This window comes from Methylobacterium platani, from assembly GCF_001653715.1.
Classification (GTDB): domain Bacteria; phylum Pseudomonadota; class Alphaproteobacteria; order Rhizobiales; family Beijerinckiaceae; genus Methylobacterium; species Methylobacterium platani.
Genome location: NZ_LWHQ01000016.1, coordinates 81,321 through 104,400, shown reverse-complemented (window position 1 = coordinate 104,400; position 23,080 = coordinate 81,321). Strand labels below are relative to the sequence as shown.

Annotated in this window: 26 protein-coding genes; 13 read left to right on the top strand and 13 right to left on the bottom strand. The window is 72.4% G+C overall.

Annotated elements, in window-relative coordinates; translation table 11 throughout:
* Positions 1-25: 25 nt before the first annotated feature.
* Positions 26-1,012: a beta-ribofuranosylaminobenzene 5'-phosphate synthase family protein gene (locus A5481_RS09240; RefSeq protein ID WP_048436278.1), complete on the top strand. Its 987-nt coding sequence runs from the start codon at positions 26-28 to the stop codon at positions 1,010-1,012.
* Between the two features lie 20 nt (positions 1,013-1,032).
* Here the strand turns inward: A5481_RS09240 and A5481_RS09235 are convergent, their stop codons facing one another.
* Complete coding sequence (locus tag A5481_RS09235; RefSeq protein WP_048436279.1) at positions 1,033-1,437, bottom strand: GFA family protein; 405 nt, start codon at positions 1,435-1,437, stop codon at positions 1,033-1,035.
* 421 nt (positions 1,438-1,858) lie between these two features.
* Between A5481_RS09235 and A5481_RS09230 the strand changes: the two genes are divergently transcribed.
* From A5481_RS09230 to fae, 6 genes are all read left to right on the top strand, one after another.
* Positions 1,859-2,767, top strand: a complete 909-nt coding sequence (locus A5481_RS09230) for an NAD(P)-dependent methylenetetrahydromethanopterin dehydrogenase (RefSeq protein ID WP_048436280.1) — start codon at positions 1,859-1,861, stop codon at positions 2,765-2,767.
* Positions 2,764-3,969, top strand: coding sequence for an ATP-grasp domain-containing protein (locus A5481_RS09225; protein ID WP_064503894.1), 1,206 nt, complete (start codon positions 2,764-2,766; stop codon positions 3,967-3,969). The genes A5481_RS09230 and A5481_RS09225 overlap by 4 nt, the downstream gene beginning before the upstream one ends.
* A gap of 306 nt (positions 3,970-4,275) precedes the next feature.
* Positions 4,276-5,259 (top strand): methenyltetrahydromethanopterin cyclohydrolase, encoded by a 984-nt coding sequence (mch, locus tag A5481_RS09220; protein ID WP_048436281.1) that lies wholly within the window; start codon positions 4,276-4,278, stop codon positions 5,257-5,259.
* Positions 5,260-5,270: 11 nt separating this feature from the next.
* Positions 5,271-6,191 carry an ATP-grasp domain-containing protein gene (locus A5481_RS09215; protein WP_048436282.1) on the top strand — a complete coding sequence of 307 codons (921 nt, stop codon included), beginning with the start codon at positions 5,271-5,273 and terminating at the stop codon, positions 6,189-6,191.
* Entirely contained in the window at positions 6,188-7,060 is an 873-nt protein-coding gene (locus A5481_RS09210; RefSeq protein ID WP_048436283.1) for a triphosphoribosyl-dephospho-CoA synthase, read from the top strand. Before A5481_RS09215 ends, A5481_RS09210 begins: the two co-directional genes overlap by 4 nt.
* A 220-nt stretch (positions 7,061-7,280) precedes the next feature.
* Positions 7,281-7,796: a formaldehyde-activating enzyme gene (fae, locus tag A5481_RS09205; protein WP_048436284.1), complete on the top strand. Its 516-nt coding sequence runs from the start codon at positions 7,281-7,283 to the stop codon at positions 7,794-7,796.
* A 143-nt stretch (positions 7,797-7,939) separates the two neighbouring features.
* Here fae and A5481_RS09200 read toward each other — a convergent pair whose 3' ends face one another.
* Positions 7,940-8,644, bottom strand: a complete 705-nt coding sequence (locus A5481_RS09200) for a HisA/HisF-related TIM barrel protein (protein ID WP_064503893.1) — start codon at positions 8,642-8,644, stop codon at positions 7,940-7,942.
* A 38-nt stretch (positions 8,645-8,682) separates the two neighbouring features.
* Between A5481_RS09200 and A5481_RS09195 the strand changes: the two genes are divergently transcribed.
* Complete coding sequence (locus tag A5481_RS09195) at positions 8,683-9,750, top strand: hydantoinase/oxoprolinase family protein (protein ID WP_048436519.1); 1,068 nt, start codon at positions 8,683-8,685, stop codon at positions 9,748-9,750.
* A 7-nt stretch (positions 9,751-9,757) separates the two neighbouring features.
* On the opposite strand, the gene A5481_RS09190 is transcribed toward A5481_RS09195, so the two are convergent.
* Together A5481_RS09190 and A5481_RS09185 are read right to left on the bottom strand one after the other, a co-directional pair.
* Positions 9,758-10,255, bottom strand: coding sequence for a BLUF domain-containing protein (locus A5481_RS09190; protein WP_053082556.1), 498 nt, complete (start codon positions 10,253-10,255; stop codon positions 9,758-9,760).
* A gap of 146 nt (positions 10,256-10,401) precedes the next feature.
* A complete protein-coding gene (locus A5481_RS09185; RefSeq protein WP_048436518.1) occupies positions 10,402-11,451 on the bottom strand; it encodes an aromatic ring-hydroxylating oxygenase subunit alpha in 1,050 nt (349 codons plus the stop codon).
* 318 nt (positions 11,452-11,769) lie between these two features.
* On the opposite strand from A5481_RS09185, the gene A5481_RS09180 reads away from it, so the two are divergent.
* Positions 11,770-12,198 (top strand): DUF3597 domain-containing protein, encoded by a 429-nt coding sequence (locus tag A5481_RS09180; RefSeq protein ID WP_048436517.1) that lies wholly within the window; start codon positions 11,770-11,772, stop codon positions 12,196-12,198.
* 54 nt (positions 12,199-12,252) lie between these two features.
* Here A5481_RS09180 and A5481_RS09175 read toward each other — a convergent pair whose 3' ends face one another.
* The 3 genes from A5481_RS09175 to A5481_RS09165 all read right to left on the bottom strand — a co-directional run bounded on the left by A5481_RS09175 (position 12,253) and on the right by A5481_RS09165 (position 14,347).
* Positions 12,253-12,753, bottom strand: coding sequence for a hypothetical protein (locus A5481_RS09175; RefSeq protein WP_156312072.1), 501 nt, complete (start codon positions 12,751-12,753; stop codon positions 12,253-12,255).
* Positions 12,754-12,866: 113 nt separating this feature from the next.
* Positions 12,867-13,982 (bottom strand): polyamine ABC transporter substrate-binding protein, encoded by a 1,116-nt coding sequence (locus tag A5481_RS09170; protein ID WP_082173456.1) that lies wholly within the window; start codon positions 13,980-13,982, stop codon positions 12,867-12,869.
* Positions 13,983-13,987: 5 nt separating this feature from the next.
* Positions 13,988-14,347, bottom strand: coding sequence for a RidA family protein (locus A5481_RS09165; protein ID WP_048436515.1), 360 nt, complete (start codon positions 14,345-14,347; stop codon positions 13,988-13,990).
* A gap of 353 nt (positions 14,348-14,700) precedes the next feature.
* Between A5481_RS09165 and A5481_RS09160 the strand changes: the two genes are divergently transcribed.
* From A5481_RS09160 to A5481_RS09150, 3 genes are all read left to right on the top strand, one after another.
* A complete protein-coding gene (locus A5481_RS09160; RefSeq protein ID WP_048436514.1) occupies positions 14,701-15,324 on the top strand; it encodes a GYF domain-containing protein in 624 nt (207 codons plus the stop codon).
* Positions 15,321-15,806, top strand: a complete 486-nt coding sequence (locus A5481_RS09155; protein ID WP_048436513.1) for a hypothetical protein — start codon at positions 15,321-15,323, stop codon at positions 15,804-15,806. The genes A5481_RS09160 and A5481_RS09155 overlap by 4 nt, the downstream gene beginning before the upstream one ends.
* Positions 15,807-15,921: 115 nt before the next feature.
* Positions 15,922-16,194 carry a GlsB/YeaQ/YmgE family stress response membrane protein gene (locus A5481_RS09150; RefSeq protein ID WP_048436512.1) on the top strand — a complete coding sequence of 91 codons (273 nt, stop codon included), beginning with the start codon at positions 15,922-15,924 and terminating at the stop codon, positions 16,192-16,194.
* Positions 16,195-16,334: 140 nt separating this feature from the next.
* Here the strand turns inward: A5481_RS09150 and A5481_RS09145 are convergent, their stop codons facing one another.
* From A5481_RS09145 to rpsO, 6 genes are all read right to left on the bottom strand, one after another.
* Positions 16,335-16,577: a YgaP-like transmembrane domain gene (locus A5481_RS09145; RefSeq protein WP_048436511.1), complete on the bottom strand. Its 243-nt coding sequence runs from the start codon at positions 16,575-16,577 to the stop codon at positions 16,335-16,337.
* A 95-nt stretch (positions 16,578-16,672) separates the two neighbouring features.
* Complete coding sequence (locus A5481_RS09140) at positions 16,673-17,305, bottom strand: glutathione S-transferase family protein (protein WP_048436510.1); 633 nt, start codon at positions 17,303-17,305, stop codon at positions 16,673-16,675.
* Between the two features lie 98 nt (positions 17,306-17,403).
* A complete protein-coding gene (locus A5481_RS09135) occupies positions 17,404-17,709 on the bottom strand; it encodes a PIN domain-containing protein (RefSeq protein WP_048436509.1) in 306 nt (101 codons plus the stop codon).
* Positions 17,710-17,771: 62 nt separating this feature from the next.
* Complete coding sequence (locus A5481_RS09130) at positions 17,772-19,172, bottom strand: GGDEF domain-containing protein (protein ID WP_053082555.1); 1,401 nt, start codon at positions 19,170-19,172, stop codon at positions 17,772-17,774.
* Between the two features lie 356 nt (positions 19,173-19,528).
* Positions 19,529-21,697: a polyribonucleotide nucleotidyltransferase gene (gene pnp, locus A5481_RS09125; RefSeq protein WP_048436508.1), complete on the bottom strand. Its 2,169-nt coding sequence runs from the start codon at positions 21,695-21,697 to the stop codon at positions 19,529-19,531.
* Positions 21,698-21,929: 232 nt separating this feature from the next.
* Positions 21,930-22,199, bottom strand: coding sequence for a 30S ribosomal protein S15 (gene rpsO, locus A5481_RS09120; protein WP_048427462.1), 270 nt, complete (start codon positions 22,197-22,199; stop codon positions 21,930-21,932).
* Between the two features lie 296 nt (positions 22,200-22,495).
* Between rpsO and A5481_RS09115 the strand changes: the two genes are divergently transcribed.
* Positions 22,496-23,044, top strand: a complete 549-nt coding sequence (locus A5481_RS09115; RefSeq protein WP_048436507.1) for a DUF892 family protein — start codon at positions 22,496-22,498, stop codon at positions 23,042-23,044.
* Positions 23,045-23,080 lie beyond the last annotated feature (36 nt).

Genomic DNA, 23,080 nt, shown 5'->3' with positions numbered 1-23,080 from the left:
CCGGGAAGCAGGAAGCGAGGCCGGTTTGGCGCACGAGGTGGGGACGGCGCGGGCGAGGGTGCGGGTGCGCGCCCCGGCCCGGCTGCATTTCGGCTTCCTCGACCTGCATGGCGGGCTCGGCCGGCGCTTCGGCAGCATCGGCCTCGGGCTCGACGCCCCCGCCATCGACCTTACCGCCGCCCGGGCCGACGGCCTGACGGTCACCGGGGCCGACGCGCCCGGCATCGCCGGCGAGTGCGAGCGGGTGCGCGGCTACGCCTCCCTCGCCGCCCGCCATCTCGGGGTGCCGGAGGCCGGCGCCTTCCACCTCGCGGACGCCATCCCGGCCCATGCCGGCTTCGGCTCGGGCACGCAGCTCGCCCTCGCGGTCGCCGCAGCACTCGCCGCGCTGCACGGCGCGCCGTTCTCGCCGGCGGCCTTCGCCGACGTGCTCGACCGCGGCAACCGCTCCGGCGTCGGCCTCGCCGCCTTCGTCACCGGCGGCCTGATCGTCGACGGCGGCCGCGACGACGGCGACGCGCCGCCGCCGGTGATCGCCCGGCTGCCCTTCCCCGAGGCGTGGCGGGTGGTGCTGATCCTCGATGCCGGCCGCACCGGCGTGCACGGCGCCGAGGAGCGCCGCGCCTTCCGCCAGCTCCCCCGTTTCCCCGCCCCCGAGGCCGCCGAGATCTGCCGCACGGTGCTGATGCAGGTGCTCCCGGCGGCGGTCACGGAGGACCTGGCCCGGTTCGGCGCCGGCATCACCGAGATCCAGCGCCGGATCGGCGACTACTTCGCCCCCCATCAGGGCGGGCGCTACGCCAGCGCGGCGGTGGCGGCGGCGCTCGCCGACGTCGAGGCCGCCGGCATCGCCGGCTTCGGCCAGAGCTCCTGGGGGCCGACCGGCTTCGCGCTGACCCGCGACGAGGCCGAGGCCGAGGCCCTCGTCGCGTCCCTGCGCGCCCGCCACCCGGACCTCGCCTTCCGCATCGCCCGCGGGCGCAACCGGGGGGCGGAGGTCGACGCATCGTAGGGCGCGCGAGCGGCCGATCGTCAGGGCAGCCGGTCGGGCATGCCCGGGTACGATTGCCCAGTGCCGCCGATCTCGTCCCACTCCGCCTTGGAGGCCACGAACAGATGCGTCGTGACGGCCGCGCCGGTCGGCTCGTCGAGGAGCCCCGCCGGAATCCACATCGTCTCGCCCGACGTCATCAGGTTCGGGACCGTGCTGCCGCAGGTGGTGCAGAAATCGTTGCGGTAGCCGGTGTCGCGCACGAAGGAGCGGATCGCCTCCCCGCCCCGCATCCAGCGGAAGCGCGACGTCGCCACGATCGCGGCGGTGTTGTTCGACGACCCGGTCGCCTTGCGGCACAGCGAGCAATGGCACTGGTAGAGGCCGGGCAGCGGCTCCTCGACGGTGAACGCGACCGTGCCGCAGAGGCAGGAGCCGGTGAGCATGGTCGAACATTCCCTTCAGCCATGATGCGGGCGTGTGCGGCACGATCGCCGGAAACGTCAATCGTGTCCAGTGCGGTTCGACATTCTCCGCGTCGATGACACGCACTGCCGATTCTGCCTGATCGGCTCGGAAATCATCATGTATTGATTCGTGGTATAAGTCAGTTGCGATGTGCGGCCTGTCTGATTGGGCTCCGCTGCGCGGCCCCGGAACGACCAGGAGATCGTCGAGACTGTCGAGCCAGTCGGACCGGACGCCCCCGGGGCGCGGCACCCGATCGAGGCGGCAGCCGGCCCCCTCCGGCGCACTGCACCAATGGACAGGCCACAGACGGGGCCGCACGGCTTACAAGCGGCGCGGCCGTCCTCCCTGGCGATTCGGGCGAGGTCCGCCGCGCCGTCGTTCCGTGAGGAGGTCCGCTTGAGCCGCTCGATCCTGCACATGCTGACCCCGCTCAAGCACATGAGCCCGTTCGACGTGAACATGGCGGTGGATGCGGGCTTCGACGTCGTCTCGACCTACACGAGCGTCGAGCCCGGCGAGGTGGTGCCGCTGGTCCAGGACTCGATCTTCTCCCGCGCGCCGCAGGACGGTACCCGCACGGCGATCTTCATCGGCGGCAAGAACGCGGAAGCCGCCCTCGACATGGTCGACGCCGCGACCGGCGCCTTCGTGCCGCCCTTCGCCAACCACGTCTTCGCCGATCCGGCCGGCTCCTTCACCACCGGCGCCGCCATGGTGGCCTGCACGCGCAAGGCGCTGAAGGAGAAGTTCGGCGAGGCGCTGAACGGCAAGCGCGTCGCGATCTTCGGCGGCACCGGCGTCGTCGCCTATTGCGCCGCGGTGATCGCCGCGCAGGAGGGCGCGCAGCCGGTCATCGTCGGCTATAACGGCCGCGAGCGGGTGGCGGCGATCGCCGACGGCATGCGGGCGCGCTTCGGCGTCGCCGTCGAGGCCGCCGACGGCGCGACGCCGGAGGGGCGCCTCGACGCGGCCCGGGACGCGGAGGTGATCCTGTCCGCCGCCGCCGCGGGCGTGCAGGTGCTGAGCGCCGACGACCTGACCCGGGCGACCCGCCTCCTCGTCGCCGCCGACGTCAACGCCGTGCCGCCGGCCGGCATCGCCGGGATCGACGTCCACGCCGATGCGGTGCCGCTGCCGGGCGGGCGGGGCGTCGGCATCGGGGCGCTCGCCATCGGCAACGTGAAGTACGGGACCCAGGCCGGCCTGTTCCGCCGCCTGCTCCAGGCCGACCGGCCCCTCGTCCTCGATTTCCGCGAGGCCTACCGCCTCGCCGTCGAGCTGGCCGACCGCCCGGCCGCGGCGTGAGGCCCGAGGCGGTCCTGATCGCGGCGCAGTCGGGCCGGGCGCTCGCCGCCGCCGCGCGCCGCGCCGGCTACCGTCCCTTCGTCGCCGACCTGTTCGGCGATGCCGATACCCGCGCGCTCGCCGCCGGCTACCGCCGCGTGCCCGGCCGCTTCGGCACCGGCCTCGGTGCACGGGGCGTCGCGGCGGCGCTCGCCGGCCTCGCGGCGGAGGCGGAGAACGCGATCGGCCTCGTCCTCGGCTCGGGGTTCGAGGGCGCGCCGGAGCTGATGCGCGCGCTTGCCGGGCGCCACGCCCTGCTCGGCGCGTCTCCCGAGGCGGTCGCGGCCCTGAAGGATCCGGCCGGCTTCGCGGCCCTGTGCCGGCGCCTCGACATCCCGCACCCCGAGATCGCTCTGGCGCCGGTGCCCGATCCGGAGGCCTGGCTGGCGAAGGGGCGCGGCGCCTCGGGCGGCGGCCACATCCGCCCGGCCGCGCCGGGTCCGCTCCCGGCCGGCACCTATCTCCAGCGCCGGATGCCGGGCCTGCCCCGCTCCCTCGCCGCGCTCGCCGACGGGCGCGACGTCGCGGTGCTGGCGGTGACGGAGCAATGGGCGGCGCCGGGGCCGGACCGCCCGTTCCGCTACGCCGGCGCCGCCGGGCCGGCCGCCCTGCCGCCCCGGGTGCGCGACGCGGCCGAGCGGGTGCTCGCCGCCCTCGTCGCGGCGACTGGCCTCTCCGGCCTCGTCAGCGCCGACCTTCTGGTCGAGGGCGAGCGCTGGTGGCTGCTCGAGGTCAATCCGCGCCCCGGCGCCACCCTCGACGTGCTCGACCGCGGGCCGGTCCCGCTCTTCGCCGCCCACATCGCGGCCTCGCGCGGACGGCTGCCGGAGCATCGCCCGTGCCTCCCGGGGGCCGCCGCGAGCGAGATCCTGTACGCCGCGTCGGCGATTCCCGCCGTGCCGCCCCTCGACTGGCCCGACTGGGCGATGGACCGCCCATCCCCCGGCAGCCGCGTCGAGGCGGGGGCGCCGGTCTGCACGGTGATCGCCGAGGGGGGTGATGCGGGCGAGGCGCGGCGGACCGTCGGGCTGCGGGCCGCAGAGTTGCGGGTGCGGCTGGAGGAGGGCGCGGCCGATACCGGATTGGCTTTCGCCGGTCCCCGCTTCATCCTCGAAGGACGAGCGCGAGGATCCTCCTCTCCCCGCGGGCGGGGAGAGGCCTGAGCTCCGAAGGGGCTCAGGGAGCAGCGAACCGCAGGTTCGCCGCGAGGGTGAGGGGGTGTTTCCGGATGAGATCCCTCCGGAAACACCCCCTCACCCTCGATTGCCGCCTCGCTCCGTCGACCATGAAGTCGCCGGAGCCCTCTCCCCGCCCGCGGGGAGAGGGGATGCGCGCAACCCGGCATGTGAATTTGCGAGTTCGCGAGTGAGAGGATCTAGTCCCTCTCGTTCAAACGGGGCCGGTGAAGACCCCGACCGATCTGACGGACCATACCGGGGCGCCATTCGACCCCCCGAGGGAGCCACCCGATGAGTTCAGTTGCCACTACCCCGTCCCGCCCGAGCGTCAATGCGCTGGCCGCCCCCCTGGTCGACGCCCTGGCGAACGACGCCGCCCGTCTGCGGCTCGCCGTGACGCAGGCGCCGGACGGGGCGCGGCTGATCGATGCCGGGGCCGGGGCACGGGGCTCGATCGAGGCCGGGCGGCGCATCGCCGAGATCTGCCTCGGCGGCCTCGGCACCGTGACAGTGGGGCCCGCCGGTCCGCTCGAGGCCTGGCCGTTCACGCTCACCGTGCACAGCACCGATCCGGTGCTCGCCTGCCTCGGCAGCCAGTATGCCGGCTGGAGCCTCGCCGACGAGGAGGGCGATTCGGGCTTCTTCGCCCTCGGCTCCGGCCCCGGCCGGGCGGCGGCGGCGGTCGAGCACCTGTTCGAGGAGCTGGCCTACCGCGATCCCGCCGGCCGCATCGCCCTGGTGCTCGAATCGGGCAGCCCGCCGCCGGCCTCGGTCGTCGCCAAGGTGGCGCAGGCCGCGGGCGTGGCGGCCGCCGACGTCACCTTCATCTATGCCCCGACCCAGAGCCTCGCCGGCGCGACCCAGGTGGTCGCCCGGGTGCTGGAGGTCGCCCTGCACAAGGCGCACTCGGTCGGGTTCGATCTCGACGCCATCGTCGACGGGATCGGCGCCGCCCCCTTGAGCCCGCCGCATCCGGACTTCATCCAGGCGATGGGCCGCACCAACGACGCCATCATCTACGGCGGCCGGGTCCAGCTCTTCGTCGACGCCGACGATGCCGACGCCAGGGGGCTGGCCGAGGCGTTGCCGAGCACCACCTCGCGCGACCACGGCGCGCCCTTTGCCGAGATCTTCGCCCGCTTCAACGGCGACTTCTACGCCATCGACAAGCACCTGTTCAGCCCGGCCGAGGTGGTGGTGACCTCGCTCCGCTCCGGCGCCAGCCACCGCGCCGGCCGGCTGGTGCCGGAACTGGTGGCGCGCTCCTTCGCGTGAGAGAACCCCCCATGCGGATCGGGCTCGCGGCCGACAACGGCGCCTGGCACAAGGCCCGGCTGCTGGCCGCCCTCGGCGATCTCGGCGCGGCGCCCGTGCTGTTCTCGCTCGCCGACGTCACGGTCGAGACCGGGCACGCCGAGCCCCTGCGGGTACCGGGCTTCGGCGGCGCCCTGCCGGACGGGGTCCTGCTGCGCACCATCGCGGGCGGCACCTTCGAGGCGACGACGATGCGGCTCGGCGCCCTCCACGCGCTCGAGGCCGCCGGGACCGTGGTGTGGAACGGGCCGGGCGCCATCGAGCGCTCGGTCGACAAGGCGATGACGAGCCTGCTGCTCGCCCGCCGCCGCATCCCGACGCCCGAGACCTTCGTGCTCTCGCGCCGCGAGGCCGCCGCCGAGGTCATCGCCCGGGAGGCGGCGCCCGGCCGGCCGCTGGTGCTGAAACCCCTGTTCGGCTCGCAAGGCGAGGGGCTGCAGCTGATCGCGAGCCCGGACGAGCTGCCGCCCGAGGAGCTGGTCGGCCGGGTCTACTACCTCCAGCGCTACGTCGCCAGGCAGGACGGGGCGTGGCAGGATTACCGGGTCTTCGTCTGCGCCGGCCGGGCGGTCGCCGGAATGATCCGCGAGGGCGACGGCTGGATCACCAACGTCCATCGCGGCGGCCGGCCGCTGCCCTGGCGCCCGCCCGCCCGGGCGGCGGAGCTGGCCGAGGCGGCCGCCGCGGCGGTCGGCTGCGGCTATACCGGCATCGACCTCGTCGAGGACGGCGAGGGCGGTTTCCAGGTGCTCGAGGTCAACAGCATGCCGGCCTGGTCGGGCCTGCAGCAGGTGACGGGGGTCGACATCGCCCGCGAGGTCGCGGCCGGCTTCCTGGCGGCGGTCCGGGCGGGACGGACGCCCCGGCTCGCCGCGACCGGGGCGGGAGGATGACGGTCCTGTCTCCGGCGGCGATCGCCGAGGCCTACCTCGCCGCGTGCCGGGCGGAGCTCGCCGCGATCAAGCCCGGCAACGTCCACGTCCATGCCGCCGGGCACCGGATGTCGGTGGCGGATTTCGAGGCGAGCGCGGTGCTCTCCGCGCCCGTCCTCGCGGCCTCCGGCGCCCGGGTCGGGGCGCGGGCGGAGGGCGCCGTGTCGGCCACCCGGGCCGGGGTCGGCCAGAACACCAATCTGGGGATCGTGCTGCTCTGCGCGCCGCTGGCCGCCGCGGCCGAGCGGCCCGGCCCCCTGCGGCCGGCCCTCGCGGCGGTGCTGGCCGGGCTCGACGCGACGGATGCGGCCGGCGTCTTCGCGGCGATCCGGCTCGCTGCGCCCGGCGGCCTCGGCCGGGCCGAGCGCCACGACGTGACGACGGACGCGCCCGCGCCGCCGCTGCTCGCCGCGATGGCGCAAGCCGCGGGGCGCGACCGGATCGCGCGCGCCTACGTCACCGGCTTCGAGGACCTGTTCGAGACCGGGCTGCCGGCGCTGGCGGCGGCGCGCGCGGCCGGCCTGTCCGAGCCCTGGACCACCACGGCGGTCCACCTCGCCTTCCTGACCGGCTTTCCCGACAGCCACCTCGCCCGCAAGTTCGGCATCGAGACGGCCGAGCGGGTGCGGGCGGAGGCGAAGGCCGCGCTGCACGGCCTGACCCTCGGCGAGGGCGCGCGGGCGGCCTTGCTCGCCCGCGATGCGGCGCTCAAGGCGGCCGGTCACAACCCGGGCACCAGCGCCGACCTCACCGTGGCGACCCTGTTCCTCGACGCCCTCGATCAGAGGAAGGCGGAGGCGACGGCCGGGCAGGCCGCAAGCTGCCAATAAGTCCTAGTCGCCGCGCGGCTTTCCGCGCCGTTTCGGCCCCGGCATGGCCCAATGTACCGCCCTCGCCGGCTTGTTCACGGTTCAGCGCCGCTGTAGTGTCCGCCCGCTATCCGGACAACCGGTTCGGCTTCGCGCTGAACGCCGACAGCAAGGATGGCGGAGCCGGGCCGCATTCATTGAGCGGCCGGCTAACCTTATCGACACCTGGGAGAACCCCCACATGGCGACGATCAATAAGGTGATGGTGGGCGAGGCCCTCGTCGGTGACGGCAACGAGGTGGCGCATATCGACCTCATCATCGGCCCGCGCGGCAGCGCCGCCGAGACGGCGTTCTGCAACAGCCTGACCAACAACAAGCACGGCTTCACCAGCCTGCTCGCGGTGGTCGCGCCGAACCTGCCGTGCAAGCCCAACACCCTGCTGTTCAACAAGGTCACCATCAACGACGCCCGCCAGGCCGTCCAGATGTTCGGCCCGGCCCAGCACGCCGTCGCCAAGGCGGTGCAGGATTGCGTGGCCGAGGGCATCATCCCGGCGAACGAGGCCGACGACCTGTACATCCTGGTCGGCGTGTTCATCCACTGGGAAGCCGCGGACGACGCCAAGATCGAGAAGTACAACTACGAGGCCACGAAGCTGTCGATCGAGCGCGCCATCAAGGGCACGCCGACCGCCGCCGAGGTCACGCAGCAGTACAAGACCGCCCAGCACCCCTTCGCGGCGAACGTCGCCTAGACAGGAAACCGTCCGGAACAGTCAGCGGCGCCTCCACCGCCGCCCCCGCCGCCTCCGCCGCAGGGGCTGTTCCAGCGACTGGCCTCCATTTTTCTCGGACGCTGAGCCGATGATCGGGAGGGCCCCACCGGGCCCTCCCTTTTTCATGCCCGCGCCCGCAGCCGCCCGTCATGGATCGCGCTCGCGACCAGCACCCCGGCCGCGCCCGCCGCCGCCAGCGCCGGCAGGTCCTCCGGCCCGCGCAAGCCCCCGGCGGCGTAGAAGGCAGTCTGCGGCGCACGCGCCTTCAGGGCCGTGAGCCCGGCAAGGTCCGGCCCGGCGCCGCTGCCGACCCGCGACAGCGTCATCACGATCACCTCCGGCGGCCAGGCCGAGGGATCCTCGTGCAGTTCCGCCGGACCGATCGGGGTGCCGTCGCAGCTGTCGAGGGAGAGGACCGCCCGGGCGCCGACCCGCCGCACCAGTCCGGCATCGGCCTGGCTCTCGCTGCCGAGCACCGGCCGGCCGAGGTCTGCTGCCAGGAACGCCTCGACGTCGTCCGCGGTCGCGAAGCCGGCATCGACCCACAGCTCCACCCAGGGGCAGGCGGCGGCGATCGCCCGCAGCGCGGCGAGGTCGGGCGGCGCCCCGTCGACGATCGCATCGAGGTCGGCGACGTAGAGCCGCCGCGCCGGCCAGGCCGAGAGGAGCCCGCGCGCCACGTCGGCGGGGGCGGGGCTGCCCGAGAGCGGGGTGACGATCGGCGCGTAGCGCGCGCGGTCGCCGGCCCGGGCCCGCACCACGAGGCCGCCGCGCAGGTCGAGGACCGGCACCACCTCTGTCCGGGTTGCGGAAGGGGCGCCGCTCATGCCACCCGGACCCGCCGCATCGTGACCGGGATTCCACCGTGACCCATCGCCCTTCCTCCGCTCCGCTCCGTCGCGTCATCGGCTGGGACCTCGGCGGGGTCCATGTCAAGGCGGCCCTGGTCGAGGACGGCCGGGTGCGGGCGGTGGTGCAGGCGCGCTGCCCGCTCTGGAACGGGTTGCCGGCCCTCGACGCCACCTTCGCCGGTTTGCCGGACTGGGTCCGGGAGCCCGCCCGCCACGCCGTCACGATGACCGGCGAGCTGACCGACTGCTTTTCCGACCGCGCCGACGGCGTGGCGCAGCTCGCCGGCTGGGCCGCCGGGACGCTCCCCGGCGAGGTCGCGATCTATGCCGGGCGCGCCGGCCTCGTCGCGCCCGGGGCCGCCGCAGCGCAGGCGGCGGACGTCGCCAGCGCCAACTGGCACGCCACCGCCGCCCTGGTCGGGACCCTGCGGCCGGACGCCCTCCTGGTCGATGTCGGCTCGACCACCGCCGACCTGATCCCGGTCGTCGGCGGGCGGCCGTGCGCCCTCGGCTACAGCGACGCCGAGCGGCTCGAGACGGGGGAACTCGTCTATACCGGCGTGGTGCGCACACCGGTCCTGGCGCTCGCGCGGGCCGCGCCGTTCCGCGGCCGGCGCACGGCGCTGATGGCCGAGTGCTTCGCCACCACGGCCGACATCTACCGCCTGCTCGGTCTCCTGCCGGAGGCCGAGGACCAGCAGGACACCGCCGACCTCAAGGGCAAGTCGATCTGCGAGACCGAGATCCGCCTCGCCCGGATGATCGGCCGCGACCGGCACGAGGGCACGGGGGGCGACTGGACGGCGCTCGCCGGCTTCTTCGCCGAGGCGCAGGCGCGCCTGCTGCACGACGCCGCCGGCCTGATCCTGTCCCGGGGCGAGCTGCCCGATGCGGCGCCCGTGGTGGTCTGCGGTGCCGGCCGCTTCGTCGCCGCCCGCCTCGCCGGTCGCCTCGGGCGCCCGGCCGAGGACTTGGCCGACCTCGTCGCGCCGCGCCTCGCCCCGGAGGCCGCCGCCTTCGCGTCGACCTGCGGCCCGGCCCTGGCGGTGGGGTTGCTGGCGGCGGTGCCGGCGGCGGGCTGAGCGGCCCTCAGGGCCACCGCGCGCGGGCGGAGCCCGAGGCCTCGTCGAACGCCGCCCGCGCGCCGAGCCACGGCATGCTGATCGGGCTGTCGACGAGGACGAGCAGGGCCCGGCGCAGGAGCTGGTCGAAGGTCTCGGGCGCGCCGGCCGCGCCGAGGCCGCTGCGGTTGAGCCGGTCGTCGAGTTCCCGGTCGGTGCCGAGGAAGCCCATCGACCAGCCGGGGAAGCGGCGCTCGGCCGCGACGTCCATCTCGATCACCGCCAGGGTATGGTGGCGCCGGTCGACCAGGATCGATTCGAAGATCGGCTGGACGCCGGATCGCGGTCCCTCCAGCACCTGGAAGAAGCCGAGCCCCGTATAGACTAGGACGCCGGAGACGTCGGCCGCCAGGTTGCGCCGCCGGGCACTGGCGAGCAGGGCGGCGACGTGGCCCTGCCCCAGCATCACCTCCGCCGGGTGGGCCGCCTTGCTCTTGTAGACGATGCGAAAGATGTCCTCCGACATCCGAATCTCCGGGGCAGCAATCCGGCCTGCATAGGCCAAAGCCCCTGGAGCGCGATAGCGCGGCGACGCGTAACCGGAAGAATTTCTGCGTCCGCTGCGCCACTCAGGATGGAATTCCCAGGCATCGCCCCATCGGCACCGGCGCCTCAACTGCGCCAGCGCAGCTCCCGTGGCTCGAGCGGGTTGACGAAGGTGGCGCCGGCCTCGCGGGCACGCAGGAACTCGCGCTTGAGGCTGAAGTACCATTGCGACTGCACGTCGCTCTCGCCCATCAGCACCATGGCGGGCTTCCGGTCGAGGCCGCGCTGGGCGATCTGGAGCACGTCCCGGTCCTGGCCGAGGAACTGGCGCATCAGCGGCCGGGCGACGGGCTTCAGCAGGTTGAGGCCCGAGATGTTCCAGTACATCGCGTTGATGAGCGCGGTGCGGCCGTTGGCGAGCGGCGAGGCGAAGGTGTAGTTCGCCAGCCGCTTCTCGCCGGCGGTGATGCGCTCCAGCCGCACGCCCGGCAGGCGGAACTCGATCTCGACCTCGGGGATCGAGCCGAGCAGCCGGTAGGCGAGGGAGGCGGTCTTGGCCGTGTGGCTCGTCATGGTGAAGCCGAAGGGCGAGGGCGCGAAGTGCTTCACCTTCTCCTTCATCGTCTTCGACGGGCGCCACCACCAGGAATCGTGCACGTAGGCGACGTGGGCCGGGTCGACGAAGCTCAGCGCCACGAGGTCGAACGAGGCCTCGACCTCCAGGATCTCGACGAGCTGGCCGCAATAGGCGAAGTCGACCTCCGGGATCGGCGGCGCCGCCTCCGGGGCGGGCGCGTTCGGATTCGCCGCGGCGTGCACCCAGATCAGGCCGGATCGCTCCGCCACCGCGAAGCGGGCGAGGCGGACCGAGGCGAAGTTGGCGTCGTCCCGGCGGGCGAGCGCGGGAATCGCCGCGCAGGCGCCGTCGGGCCGGAACTGCCAGCCGTGGAACGGGCAGACGAGGTTGCCGTCGACGAGGCGACCGGCCGACAGGGCCATGCCGCGATGCGGGCAGCGGTCGCGCAGGGCGAACAGCGCCCCCGATTCCTCGCGCCCGACCACGATCGCCTCCTCGCCGAGGCTCACCGCCCGCATCCCGCCGGGCCGGACGCTGCGGCTCTCGCCGACGCAGTACCAGACGTCGTCGAGCGCCCGGCGGATCGGATCCCCTGTCATGCCTCTTCCACGGTCGTGATGCCCCGGGCAGTCCTTACCCGATCCTGCGGGCCCGTGAAGCGCCGGGATGCGCGGACCCTGCGCGCGCGGCGCATCGGTCGCGGCCGGGCAAGTCGGGCCGGGCAAGTCGGGCCGGGCAAGTCGGGCCGGGCAAGTCGGGCTGAGCAGTGTCGGGGCCGTCCTCCCGTGCCGGCGAGGAACGTCGAGCGGGGCCGTTCGTTACCGTGCCGGCGCGGCCACGCGGAAGAGGCGCGCCCTAGATCCTGTTCCGGCCGCCCGCGGCCCCCCACGCTAGAGCCCCTGACGGAGGATGACACGATGAGCCTGCTCGGGACGATCGTCAGCAAGATCCTGCACCCCTTCGGCGGCGGCGAGGCCCAGGCGCAGACGCCGGGCGAGGCGCCCAAGACCGATACCACTTCCGCCGGCGGCGCCCTCGGCGGCGGCTCGGGCGCGGCCTCCGGCGGCACGGTGCCGAAGGTCGACGGTAAGGTCGACGTCGAGGCGGTGCTCAACGACCTCGCCTCCAAGGCCGGCCAGCCGCTCAACTGGCGCACCTCGATCGTCGACCTGATGAAGCTGCTCCACCTCGACAGCAGCCTGTCGGCCCGCAAGGAGCTGGCCAAGGAGCTGAACTACACCGGCGACACCGAGGATTCGGCCACCATGAACGTGTGGCTGCACAAGCAGGTCATCAAGAAGCTCGAGGAGAACGGCGGCAAGGTGCCGGACGACCTCAAGGATTGATGCACGGGACGGCCGGTCCGCCCCGCCGCGAGCGGGCCGGCCTCGCGGAAGACCTCACGACCGGCGGTCGCCGGGCCGGTCCCTCGCGGAGAGGCGCCGCGCCTCGGCCAGGAGGCGGCGCGCATCCGCCACCGCATCGGTCAGCCCCAGCCTCGCCTGGCGCAGCTGCGCGACGAGGCCGAGGCTGGTGCGCCGCAGCGCGGCGGCATCGGCGCGGCTCTGCGCCGCCGCGAGCACGATCTCGTCCAGGCGCTCGCAGATCTCAGGCAGGCTCAGGTCGCCGGGCAGAACCGGCAGGCCGGATGCGGGCGCGGCCCCGGGCAGGCCGACCAGCGGCAGGCGCGGCCAGACCGCGCGCAGCCGGGTCGCGACCCCCGGCAGATCCGGCGAGGCGGACAGGCCCGCGCTCACCAGCGCCAGATCGACCACCCGGGTCCCGGCCTGCAGCGGTCCCGCGGGCAGCTCGCCGCCGCCCGCATCGACGATGCCGTAGCCCTTGGCCGCCAGGGATCCGGCGAGGGGCGGCACCGCCTCGTCGGCGGTCCGGAGCAGCATCAGGACGGGTTCGCAGGGATCGCCCATGCCCCATGGGTAGCATGGGCGCCGCCGCGCCTGCATCGGCCGTTAGGCCGAAGCGTGGCCGTGGGTCTGCGGCGTACCGGGTCGCGTCAGCGTCCCGTGCGCACCCGCGTCCACAGCCGCGTCACCACCCGCTGGGTCCGGTCGTCGTAGGCGGTGTTGGTGAACAGCCGGCGGAAGGTGGCCTCGTCCGGGTAGATGCCGGGATCGGACAGGATCTCGGGCTTCACCAGCGCCTTCGCGGCGAGGTTGCCGCTGGCGTAGGAGACGAAGTTGGTGTTGGCCGCCGCCACCTCGGGCCGCATCATGAAGTCGATGAAGGCGTGGGCCTCCGCCGCGTGCGGTGCGTCCTTGGGGATCGCGAAGGCGTCGAACCACATCAGGGCGCCCTGCTGCGGGATGGTGTAGGCGATGTCGACGTCGTTCTTGGCCTCGCGGGCACGCCGCCTGGCCTGCAGCACGTCGCCCGAATAGCCGACCGACAGGCAGACGTCGCCGTTGGCGAGCTGGTTGATGTACTCGGAGGAGTGGAACTTCTGCACCGCGCCGCGGATGCGGAACAGCGCGTCGCCGGCCCGGTCGAGGTCGTCGATCCGGCGCGAATCGGGTTTCAGGCCGAGCGCCTGCAGCACGCTCGGAAATATGTCGTCCGGCGAATCGAGCATCGTGACGCCGCAATCCTTGAGCTTGGCGATCAGCTCCGGACGCAGGACGATGTCCCAGGTGTTGAGCGGCTGGTTGGGTCCGAGGCGCTCGCGCACCAGCGCGGTGTTCACCCCGATGCCGGTGGTGCCCCACATGTAGTCGACCGCGTAGGCGTTGCCGGGATCGTAGGCGGCGAGCCGCGCCGTCACCTCGGGCCAGGCGTTCCTGAGATTGGGCAGCTTGGCCTTGTCGAGGGGCTGGAACGCGCCGGCCTTGATCAGGCGCTGCAGGAACGGCCCCGTCGGCACCACGATGTCGTAGCCCGAGCGGCCGGCGAGCAGCTTGGTCTCGAGGATCTCGTTGGTGTCGTAGGTGTCGTAGACGACCTTGATGCCGGTCTCGCGCGTGAAGGCGTCGAGCATCTTCGGGTCGACGTAGTCCGACCAGTTGTAGACGTTGACGACCCGCTCCGGCGCGGCCGCCGCGGTGCCGGCAGGCGCCGCCGCGAGGGCGAGGAGGCAGGCCGTCGCCCGCAGGAAGCCGCGCCGGAGGAGCCGCATCGTCGTCAGGCCCCGGTCGCGGCGATGATCGAGATCTCGACCCGGTATTGCGGGGCGGCGAGCTTCGCCTCGACGGTGGCACGGGCCGGGGCGTGGCCGGCCGCGACCCAGCCGTCCCAGGCCCGGTTCATCTCGGCGAAGGTCGACATGTCGGCGAGGTAGATGGTGGCCGAGAGGATCCGGGTCTTGTCGCTGCCGACGCTGGCGAGCAGCGCGTCGATCTGGGCGAGGATGTCCTTGGTCTGCGCCTCGACGCCCTCGTTGTTCGAGACCTGGTCCGCGACCTGGCCGGCGAGGTAGGCGGTGCCGTTATGGACCACCGCCTGGCTCATCCGGGGGCCGGTCTCGAAACGGGTGATGCTCATCGGGAACTCCTCGGGGCGCTGGAACCGCGCGCCGAGGCCTTGTGCCGCCGAACCGTGGGTCGCGTAAAGGGCTCCGCCGCCGCGCCGCCCGGCTCGACGTCCTCCGTCAGACAATCTTAACGACGTGGACGCCGGCCGGGCGGCAACCTCGGGGGAAATTTCAGGATCCGGATTGCAACCGGAGGACTGGATCTGCCATAGTCTAGGTGCGATCAGGAGCCGGATGCGAATAGTTTCCGGCCCTGTGATCGCTTCTGATCTTTTTGTGTTCCTTTGAGGAGCGGCGCATGCGCGCCGGGGTCCGGGCGTCGCACGGCGATGCGTGCAGGCCATACCATTGAGGATTGACGACGATGCAGGCCGACGAACGCCCGACCATGCCCGGCCTCGGCGCCGTGCCGCAGCAACAGGCGTCTCTTCCTGCCACCGCCGACACGCGGCCGCCGCCGCATCCTCTCGACGGACAGTGGTACCTGCATGCCGAGGGCCAGACCTACGGTCCCTATTCGGGTCACCAGATCAAGGACTACGCCCGGGACGGCCGCGTCATGGCGAGCTCGACCGTGATGGCCGTCGGCAGCGAGCGGTGGGTGGCGGCGGCCGACGAGCCGCGCCTCGCCGCCATCTTCCGCGAGGCGGCAAGGCCGGCTCCGCCCCGCGTGACGGCCGAGGCCGGCGCCACCGTCGTCCAGGTGACGAACCAGATCACGCCTGCCGCCTTCGCCGGCGACATCGAGCTCTCGGGCGGGAAATCGCCCGGCATCGCCCTCGTGCTGTCTCTGGTCATCTGCGGAATCGGGCAGATGTACAACGGCCAGGTCGCCAAGGGCATCCTGATGCTGCTCGGCTCGATCCTGCTCTGGCTGGTGATGCTGGGTTGGATCGTATGGATCTGGTCGATGATCGACGCCTATCAGACGGCCAAGGCGATCAATGCCCGCATGTTCCGGCTGCGCGCGGCCGGACTGGCCGCATGAGGACGGTCCTCGCGCCCGATCGCCCGCCCGATCGCCGAGCGGCGTTCGGCGCCCCCTGTCCGGCCTGCCGCCTGCCGGTCCGGGCAGGTCGCCTCGTCTGCACGAGCTGCGGCTGCCTGATCCCGGTCGAAGCCGCGGCCGGGCGGTTTCGACGCTCCGTCCGCATCCTGGCCGCCGTGGCAGCGGGGCGCCTCCTGGCCTTGCGGGGCGAGGCCCTGGTCTGGATCATGGCGCTCGTCCCGCTCCTCGTCGGCCCGCCCCTGGCGGCTGCCGCGCTCGCGGTCATGCGGCACCGCAGGGATGCCCGCGCCGGGCCGTTTCCGACCTGGCTTCTCGTCGTCGCCGGCGCGAACATCGTGCTCAGCCTGGCGATGTGGTCGGTCCTGTCGGTCGAGATCCTGCAACAGATCCAGGCCGGCTGGCAGGGGCTGCGCGATCTGCTGATCCCGTCCCAGCGGGTGCCGGTGTTCCGCTACGCCTGAAGGCGGCCGGGCTCCCGTATCGAGGATCTGCGAGACGCCGGAGGATCGACAAGCAACCACGGCCCAACCTCGTGCGTTTGCCCTGCATCGAAGCGGAGCCGAAGGGCAGACCCCAATGCTTGCGATCCTGTGGACCATCATCATCGGCTTCGTCGCCGGTGTCATCGCCAAGTTCATCATGCCCGGCTCGGCCAACGAGCCGAGCGGCTTCATCATGACCACCCTGCTCGGCATCGTCGGCGCCTTCGTGGCGACGTTCCTGGGCCAGGTCACCGGATGGTACGCCCCCAACCAGGGCGCGGGCCTGATCGCCTCGGTCGTCGGCGCGGTCATCGTGCTGGCGATCTTCGGCTTCATCCAGGGCCGCCGCCGCACCACGGCCCTCTGATCGTCCGGGCCGGCGGGTCCCGCCGGTCCCCCCTCCCCCTACGGAAAGGCCCGCCCCGGGATGCCGGCGCGGGCCTTGTCTTTTTCGCGAAATCGACCGTCGGGTCGGGAGCGGGGCGCTCGCGGCGCCCCGTCCGTCGTTCAGACCCGCGCCGGCGCGTGCGAGCTGCCGTTCATCAGCGACTTGGCGGCGCAATGGCCGGTGGCGCCGCGGATCGCCAGCAGCGAGCCGGCGACCAGGGCCGCGAGGCTCAGGAACTTGTTCGGCCGCGGCTGGGCCGCGGCGGCGGCCAGGCCGAGCCCGAGCACGACCGAGATGGTGCGCTCCTTGGTGGTCAGGTTGCGCTCGCCGCCGAACACGTCGTGCATCAGGTCGTTGGCCATGGGATCTCCGTCAGGCTCGAGGGGCGGACGAGTGTCCGCTCACGTCGCGGTGCGAACGCGGGCGGAGGCCGGACGTTCCCTGGGGCAGACCCCGCTCAGCCCTGCGGCGACTCGGCGATGAGCCGGTCGTCGATCTCCCGCGCCCTGACGGCGGCCGGGCGGCCGGCGAGGCGCGCCACGTAGGCCTCGTAGGCAGGGCGCCGCTCGATCCCGCCGAACTGCATCCCCCACATCAGGTGCGAGCCGACATAGAGATCCGCCGCCGAGAAGCGCCCGCCGGCGAGGTATTCGCGGCCCGAGACCGCCCCTTCGAGCGCGTCGAGCACCTCCGCCATGCTGCCGTAGCCGACCATGCGGCGGCGCTCCTCCGGCACCACGACGCCCAGCGCCTTGTCGGTCACCGCCGCCTCGACCGGCCCGGCGGCGAAGAACAGCCAACGGTAATAGGCGCCCCGCTCCGGATCGCCCGGGGCCGGAGCGAGGCCGGCGTCGGGGAAAGCGTCGGCCAGGTAGGCGCAGATCGCCGCCGTCTCGGTCACGGTGACGCCGCGATGGGTCAGGGCCGGCACCTTGGCGAGCGGGTTGACGGCCCGGTAGGCCGCCTCCTTCATCGCCGGGCCGTAGCCGACGATCTCGGTGCGGTAGGGCGCCCCGACCTCCTCCAGCATCCAGCGGGCGATGCGGCCGCGGGACATCGGGTGGGTGTAGAAGACGAGATCGTCGCTCATGCGCTGCCTCCCGGGCGGGCGAATCGGCTTCGGCCCGTGACAGATCTTGAACCAGAGTCGGGACTGACCGGGAAGGCCGCGGGACGGTCGAGCCGTCGCTACGACCGACCGGCCTTCGGTTCCCGTACCGCGTCCCACGGGTCGATCGTGCGCAACCCGGCGGCCTCGAACGGGCTCGTGTCGCGGATGGCGACCATGAGGCCGGCACAGGCCGTGGCGGCATCGAGGTCGAAGGGCCGGACGCGGTGCGCGAACAACGCCAGCACCTGCGCCTCGAGACGCCGGTGGAGGATGTCGCGTCGTTTGCCCGACGGCAGGGTGACGATGCCGAACCGGCGCTCGGCCACCGTGACGGCCGACAGGTACAGGGTCTCGATCGCCCGGGCATCGATCCAGGCGAGCACCCGCGGATCGGCGGCCGGCTCTCACCGGTGGGCGCACATCCCCATCGACGCATCCCGCGTCCCTACGCCCGACATCCGCGATTCCCCGCCGCCGCCGGGCGCCGCTGCGCCTCTTCGACGAGGGCCGTCAGCTCCCTGACGCCCGGCGCGGGCGACAGCGTCGTCGCGACGACGCGGTTGCGGCCGCGGTTCTTGGCATCGTACAGGGCGACGTCGGCCCGGCGCATCACGAATTCCGGATGGCAGCCTTCGGTCTCGCCCGCGATCACCGTTACGAGGCCGGCGCTCAGGGTGACCCGGTCGGCCACGCGCGAGCCCGGATTCGGGACGTTCATCCGGTGCAGGGTCTCCATCAGGGTCTTGACCCGGGCCAGGGCGTCCTCGGTCGCCATGCGCGGCATCAGCACCAGAAACTCTTCGCCGCCGATCCGGCCGCAGATCGCCCCGTGGGCGGTCGAGAAGTCCAGGAGCAGGGACCCGACCGCACGCAACGCCTGGTCGCCCGCGGCGTGGCCCCGGCTGTCGTTCAGGCGCTTGAAGTCGTCGATGTCGATCATGCCGACGGACAGGGCCTCGCCGGCCGGGGCGTCCCGGAGCAGGCCGGCGAAATCCTCGCTGATCGCCTGCCGGTTGCGCAGGCCGGTCAACGCATCGGTGTAGGCCATGACGTGCAGGCGGTCGTGGCTTTCCTTCAGCAGGGCAGTCTTGCGCGTTTCCCTCAACCACAGCAGGGCGGAGCGCCGTTGCCGGCTGTTCATCGCCGCGCGGGCCGCGACGAGAGCACCGCTGATGGCGCAGAAGTACAGCGTGAACAGCACGCCTGCCGCACCGTCCACGGCCGGGTTGATGAACTGGCACATCACGAAGTTCGCGTTGAGGACGAGGACGGTCAGCGCCGTCCAGCGCACACGCAACGGGAGCAGGGCGACCGCCGTCGCCATGCCGAAGAAGCCGACCATGACGAAACGCTCGAAATTCGTGCCGCCCGCCTGCCTGCCGGTCAGGACGGCGGCGAGCATGACGATGGAGACGAACAGGCAGGCGGTCACCCCTTGGGCCGTGTCCGATCCGGGCTGCCTCCAGGCCCTCAGGGCCGGGACGAGGGCGAGCGTGGTCAGGACCGCATGTCCGGCGACGATCGCCGGGAGCGCATCGGGCACGACGAGGCCGTCGAACGGGATCGAGAGCCACATGATGAGCGTGACGCCCCAGAGCCAGTTGGTCGCGATGCGCCGGTTTTCCGACCACAGGATCAGACGGCAGATATCTTCCAGTTGCGGCGAGTTGGTCAGGAGCCGGCCCGTCGTCTTGAGCTTCGCGTCGACCTCCGCCCACAGGCCCTCCGCCTCGATCCGCTGGAGAGCCTCGTCGAGGGTGGCGGCGGCAGCGGGCCGGCGCGGACCGGCACAGCCCCGTTTCCCTGGGTCGAGATCCGTCGATCCAGGGCTACGCGCTGCCAGCATGAGTGCATATCTCCTCGGATAACCTAACGTAATGGGAATCTATGAATATTTTACCCATACATCCGTGCGAATCGTCGGGAACCGGCTCGACGATGGCCGTGTCGCAGGGCGAGCCAGAGACCGACTCATCGGCGTATCGGATGCATGTCCCGTCAAACATGTTCCGGTGACCGGACCGGATGTTCCACGGCGACCGGGAGAGTTCGGATTCGCATCTCGACGCGATCGCATCGATCGCGCGGCGGGCGGTCTGCGCGCAAAGGCGTCGCGCATGAAAAAAGCGCGGTCCCGAGGGACCGCGCTTCGCAGGGCGCGTGGCGGGGACCCGTCGGGACCCCGCCGCGGATGTCAGCCGATCACTCGCCGCGGGGCTGGCGCTCGCGGGAGCGGTCGGCGTCGCGCTGGGCCTTCAGCTTCTCGGTCAGGTCCTCGCCGGTCTCCTGGTCGACGACCTTCATCGAGAGGCGGATCTTGCCGCGGTCGTCCTGGCCGAGGAACTTCACCTTCACCTTGTCGCCCTCCTTCACCACGTCGGTGACCTTGGCGACGCGCTGGGCGGCGAGCTCGGAGATGTGGACGAGGCCGTCCTTGGCGCCGAAGAAGTTGACGAAGGCGCCGAACTCCATCGTCTTCACGACCGTGCCCTCGTAGATCATGCCGACCTCGGCCTCGGCCACGATCGAGCGGATCCAGTTGTAGGCCGCCTTGATCGCCTTGCCGTCGGCCGAGGCGATCTTGATGATGCCGGTGTCCTGGATGTCGATCTTGGCGCCGGTCTTCTCGACGATCTCGCGGATCACCTTGCCGCCGGTGCCGATCACTTCACGGATCTTGTCGGTCGGGATCTGCATCGTCTCGATGCGCGGCGCGTGCTCGCCGAGCTCGGGACGGGCGGCGGTCAGGGCCTTCGCCATCTCGGCGAGGATGGTGGCGCGGCCGTCCTTGGCCTGGGCGAGCGCCACCCGCATGATCTCCTCGGTGATGCCGGCGATCTTGATGTCCATCTGGAGCGAGGTGATGCCCTCCTCCGTGCCGGCCACCTTGAAGTCCATGTCGCCGAGATGGTCCTCGTCGCCGAGGATGTCGGACAGCACCGCGTAGCGCTCACCCTCGAGGATGAGGCCCATGGCGATGCCGGCCACCGGACGGCGCAGGGGCACGCCGGCATCCATCAGCGACAGCGAGGCGCCGCAGACCGAGGCCATCGAGGACGAGCCGTTCGACTCGGTGATCTCCGACACGACGCGGATCGTGTAGGGGAACTCGTGGGCGGCCGGCAGGACCGGGTGCACGGCGCGCCAGGCGAGCTTGCCGTGGCCGATCTCGCGGCGGCCGGGCGAGCCCATGCGGCCGGTCTCGCCCACCGAATAGGGCGGGAAGTTGTAGTGGAGGAGGAACGTCTCCTTGTAGGTGCCCGAGAGCGCGTCGATGAACTGCTCGTCGTCGCCGGTGCCCAAAGTCGCCACCACCAGCGCCTGGGTCTCGCCGCGGGTGAACAAAGCCGAGCCGTGGGTGCGGGGCAGCACGCCGACCTCGGACACGATCGGACGCACGGTCTTCACGTCGCGGCCGTCGATGCGGGACCCCGTGTCGAGGATGTTCCAGCGGACCACCTTCGACTGGGCCTCCTTGAAGGCGGCCTTGATCTTCTCGGCCTCGAAGCGGGCCTCGCCCTCAGGCGGCGCGAGCGCGGCCATCACCTTCGCCTTCACGGCGTCGACGGCGGCGTAGCGCTCCTGCTTGACGGTGTTCTTGTAGGCCTCGCGCAGATCGGCCTCGCCGACCTCGAGCACGGCCTTCTCGACCTCGGAATTGTCCGCGGGCTGGAAGTTGCGCGGCTCCTTGGCGGCCTTCTCGGCGAGACGGACGATCGCCTCGATGACCGGCTGGAAGTGCTTGTGGCCGAACATCACGGCCCCGAGCATCACGTCCTCGGGCAGCTCACGCGCCTCGGACTCGACCATCAGCACGGCGTCCTGGGTGCCGGCGACGACGAGGTCGAGGGTCGAGCCCTCCATCTCCTGGATGGGCGGGTTCAGCTTGTACTGGCCGCCGACATAGCCGACGCGCGCGGCGGCGATCGGGCCCATGAACGGCACGCCCGAGAGGGTCAGCGCCGCGGAGGCCGCCACCATGGCGAGGATGTCGGGATCGGTCTCGAGGTCGTGCGAGAGCACCGTGACGACGACCTGGGTGTCGTTGCGCCAGCCCTCGACGAAGAGGGGGCGGATCGGCCGGTCGATCAGGCGGGAGACCAGGGTCTCCTTCTCGGAGGGACGGCCCTCGCGCTTGAAGTAGCCGCCCGGGATGCGGCCGGCGGCGTAGGTCCGCTCCTGGTAGTTCACCGTGAGGGGAAGGAAGTCGATGCCGGGCTTCGGCTCCTTCATCGACACCACGGTGGCGAGCACCGAGGTCTCGCCGTAGGTGGCGACCACGGCGCCGTCGGCCTGGCGGGCGACCTTGCCGGTCTCGAGCACGAGCTTGCGCCCGCCCCACAGCAGCTCTTCGCGTTGAACGTCGAACATTGTCGTCATGCCTTCCTGCGGTCCGGGTGGGCGGCGCCAGCGCAAGACGGCGAGGGGCTCGGGGGTGAGCCACCGGCGATCCTGCCCTGGCGGTCGCGGCCCGCGCCTCGAGCGCGGGTCCCGGCAGAGTGGGGCGGCCGGACCCATTCCGGCCCACCCGGGACGGGGGAGCCTCAAGGCTCACCCGCGAAAACGCGGCCCGGACCGGTGCCCGAACCGCGTGGGTCCCGCCTTAGCGGCGGATGCCGAGGCGCTCGATGAGGGCGCGGTAGCGGGCCTCGTCCTTGCGCTTCAGGTAGTCGAGGAGCGACCGGCGCTGCGACACCAGCTTGAGCAGGCCGCGGCGCGAGTGGTTGTCCTTGGTGTGGGTCTTGAAGTGCCCGGTGAGGTTCTGGATCCGCTCGGTGAGGATCGCGACCTGCACCTCCGGCGAGCCGGTATCCGTACCGCCGCGGGCATGTTCCTTGATGAGCGCGGTCTTGCGCTCCGCCGTGATCGACATCGCGTGTCCTTTCAGTGTGACGGGTCGAAGGAGGCGCGGCCCTCTCGGGGCCGCCTTCCGCACGCGGCTCGGCCGGGCCGGGATGTCGTCCAGCGCGGTCTGCCAAGGCGAAAAACCTCGCCGTATGCGGGCGAGGGTGGCGCACCTCTACACGAAACCATCGGGGCTTGCCACTCCCCATCGCCCGGGGGAGCCGCGCGCGGTTTCGTCACGCCCGTGCCGGCACGGCCGAGGTCGAACCCGGGATACCCCCGAGCAGTTTGTCCGCCACCCATCACCAGGCGAGAGATTCCGCGATGACCACCACCGCGACCGCGAGCAAGGCCGGTTCCGCGACGACCGAGACCGCGCACGCGATCTACGTCACGGCCCTGCGCAACACCCACGCCCTGGAGAAGCAGGCGGCGCAGATGATCCAGCGCCAGATCGAGCGCTACGAGCACTATCCCGAGCTGACCCAGGCCCTGCGGCTGCACCGGAGCGAGACCGACCAGCAGGTCGCCCGCCTCGCCGACCTGCTGCACGGCCACGGCGAGGACCGCTCGCTCCTCAAGGACGTGGTGACCCAGACGGTCGGCAACGTCGCGGCGCTGGTCCACAGCGTGACCGGCGACGAGGTCCTGAAGAACCTCTACACCGACTACTCGGTCGAGACCTACGAGATCGCCGCCTACACCTCGCTGATCGCGCTCGCCGAGGAGGCCGGGCAGGCCCGGGACGTCGAGACCCTGCGCCAGTCGCTCGAGGAGGAGGAGCGCATGGCCGAGGCGGTCTTCGCCCAGATCGTGCCGGTGACGAAGGGCTACGTCGCCCGCGAGGCCCGGGGCGAGAAGGCCGACCGGTAGGGGCGGGCGTTCCGCGGCATCGTGGGAGGGGCGCCC

Coding starts and splice junctions, on each gene's coding strand:
- A5481_RS09235 (WP_048436279.1), bottom strand. CDS start 1,437: ATGCTCACCGGCTCCTGCCTCTGCGGCACGGTCGCGTTCACCGTCGAG.
- mch (WP_048436281.1), top strand. CDS start 4,276: ATGAGTTCAGTTGCCACTACCCCGTCCCGCCCGAGCGTCAATGCGCTG.
- A5481_RS09215 (WP_048436282.1), top strand. CDS start 5,271: ATGCGGATCGGGCTCGCGGCCGACAACGGCGCCTGGCACAAGGCCCGG.
- A5481_RS09210 (WP_048436283.1), top strand. CDS start 6,188: ATGACGGTCCTGTCTCCGGCGGCGATCGCCGAGGCCTACCTCGCCGCG.
- fae (WP_048436284.1), top strand. CDS start 7,281: ATGGCGACGATCAATAAGGTGATGGTGGGCGAGGCCCTCGTCGGTGAC.
- A5481_RS09200 (WP_064503893.1), bottom strand. CDS start 8,644: ATGAGCGGCGCCCCTTCCGCAACCCGGACAGAGGTGGTGCCGGTCCTC.
- A5481_RS09190 (WP_053082556.1), bottom strand. CDS start 10,255: ATGTCGGAGGACATCTTTCGCATCGTCTACAAGAGCAAGGCGGCCCAC.
- A5481_RS09185 (WP_048436518.1), bottom strand. CDS start 11,451: ATGACAGGGGATCCGATCCGCCGGGCGCTCGACGACGTCTGGTACTGC.
- A5481_RS09180 (WP_048436517.1), top strand. CDS start 11,770: ATGAGCCTGCTCGGGACGATCGTCAGCAAGATCCTGCACCCCTTCGGC.
- A5481_RS09175 (WP_156312072.1), bottom strand. CDS start 12,753: ATGCTGCTCCGGACCGCCGACGAGGCGGTGCCGCCCCTCGCCGGATCC.
- A5481_RS09170 (WP_082173456.1), bottom strand. CDS start 13,982: ATGCGGCTCCTCCGGCGCGGCTTCCTGCGGGCGACGGCCTGCCTCCTC.
- A5481_RS09165 (WP_048436515.1), bottom strand. CDS start 14,347: ATGAGCATCACCCGTTTCGAGACCGGCCCCCGGATGAGCCAGGCGGTG.
- A5481_RS09160 (WP_048436514.1), top strand. CDS start 14,701: ATGCAGGCCGACGAACGCCCGACCATGCCCGGCCTCGGCGCCGTGCCG.
- A5481_RS09155 (WP_048436513.1), top strand. CDS start 15,321: ATGAGGACGGTCCTCGCGCCCGATCGCCCGCCCGATCGCCGAGCGGCG.
- A5481_RS09150 (WP_048436512.1), top strand. CDS start 15,922: ATGCTTGCGATCCTGTGGACCATCATCATCGGCTTCGTCGCCGGTGTC.
- A5481_RS09145 (WP_048436511.1), bottom strand. CDS start 16,577: ATGGCCAACGACCTGATGCACGACGTGTTCGGCGGCGAGCGCAACCTG.
- A5481_RS09140 (WP_048436510.1), bottom strand. CDS start 17,305: ATGAGCGACGATCTCGTCTTCTACACCCACCCGATGTCCCGCGGCCGC.
- A5481_RS09130 (WP_053082555.1), bottom strand. CDS start 19,172: ATGCTGGCAGCGCGTAGCCCTGGATCGACGGATCTCGACCCAGGGAAA.
- pnp (WP_048436508.1), bottom strand. CDS start 21,697: ATGTTCGACGTTCAACGCGAAGAGCTGCTGTGGGGCGGGCGCAAGCTC.
- rpsO (WP_048427462.1), bottom strand. CDS start 22,199: ATGTCGATCACGGCGGAGCGCAAGACCGCGCTCATCAAGGAACATGCC.
- A5481_RS09115 (WP_048436507.1), top strand. CDS start 22,496: ATGACCACCACCGCGACCGCGAGCAAGGCCGGTTCCGCGACGACCGAG.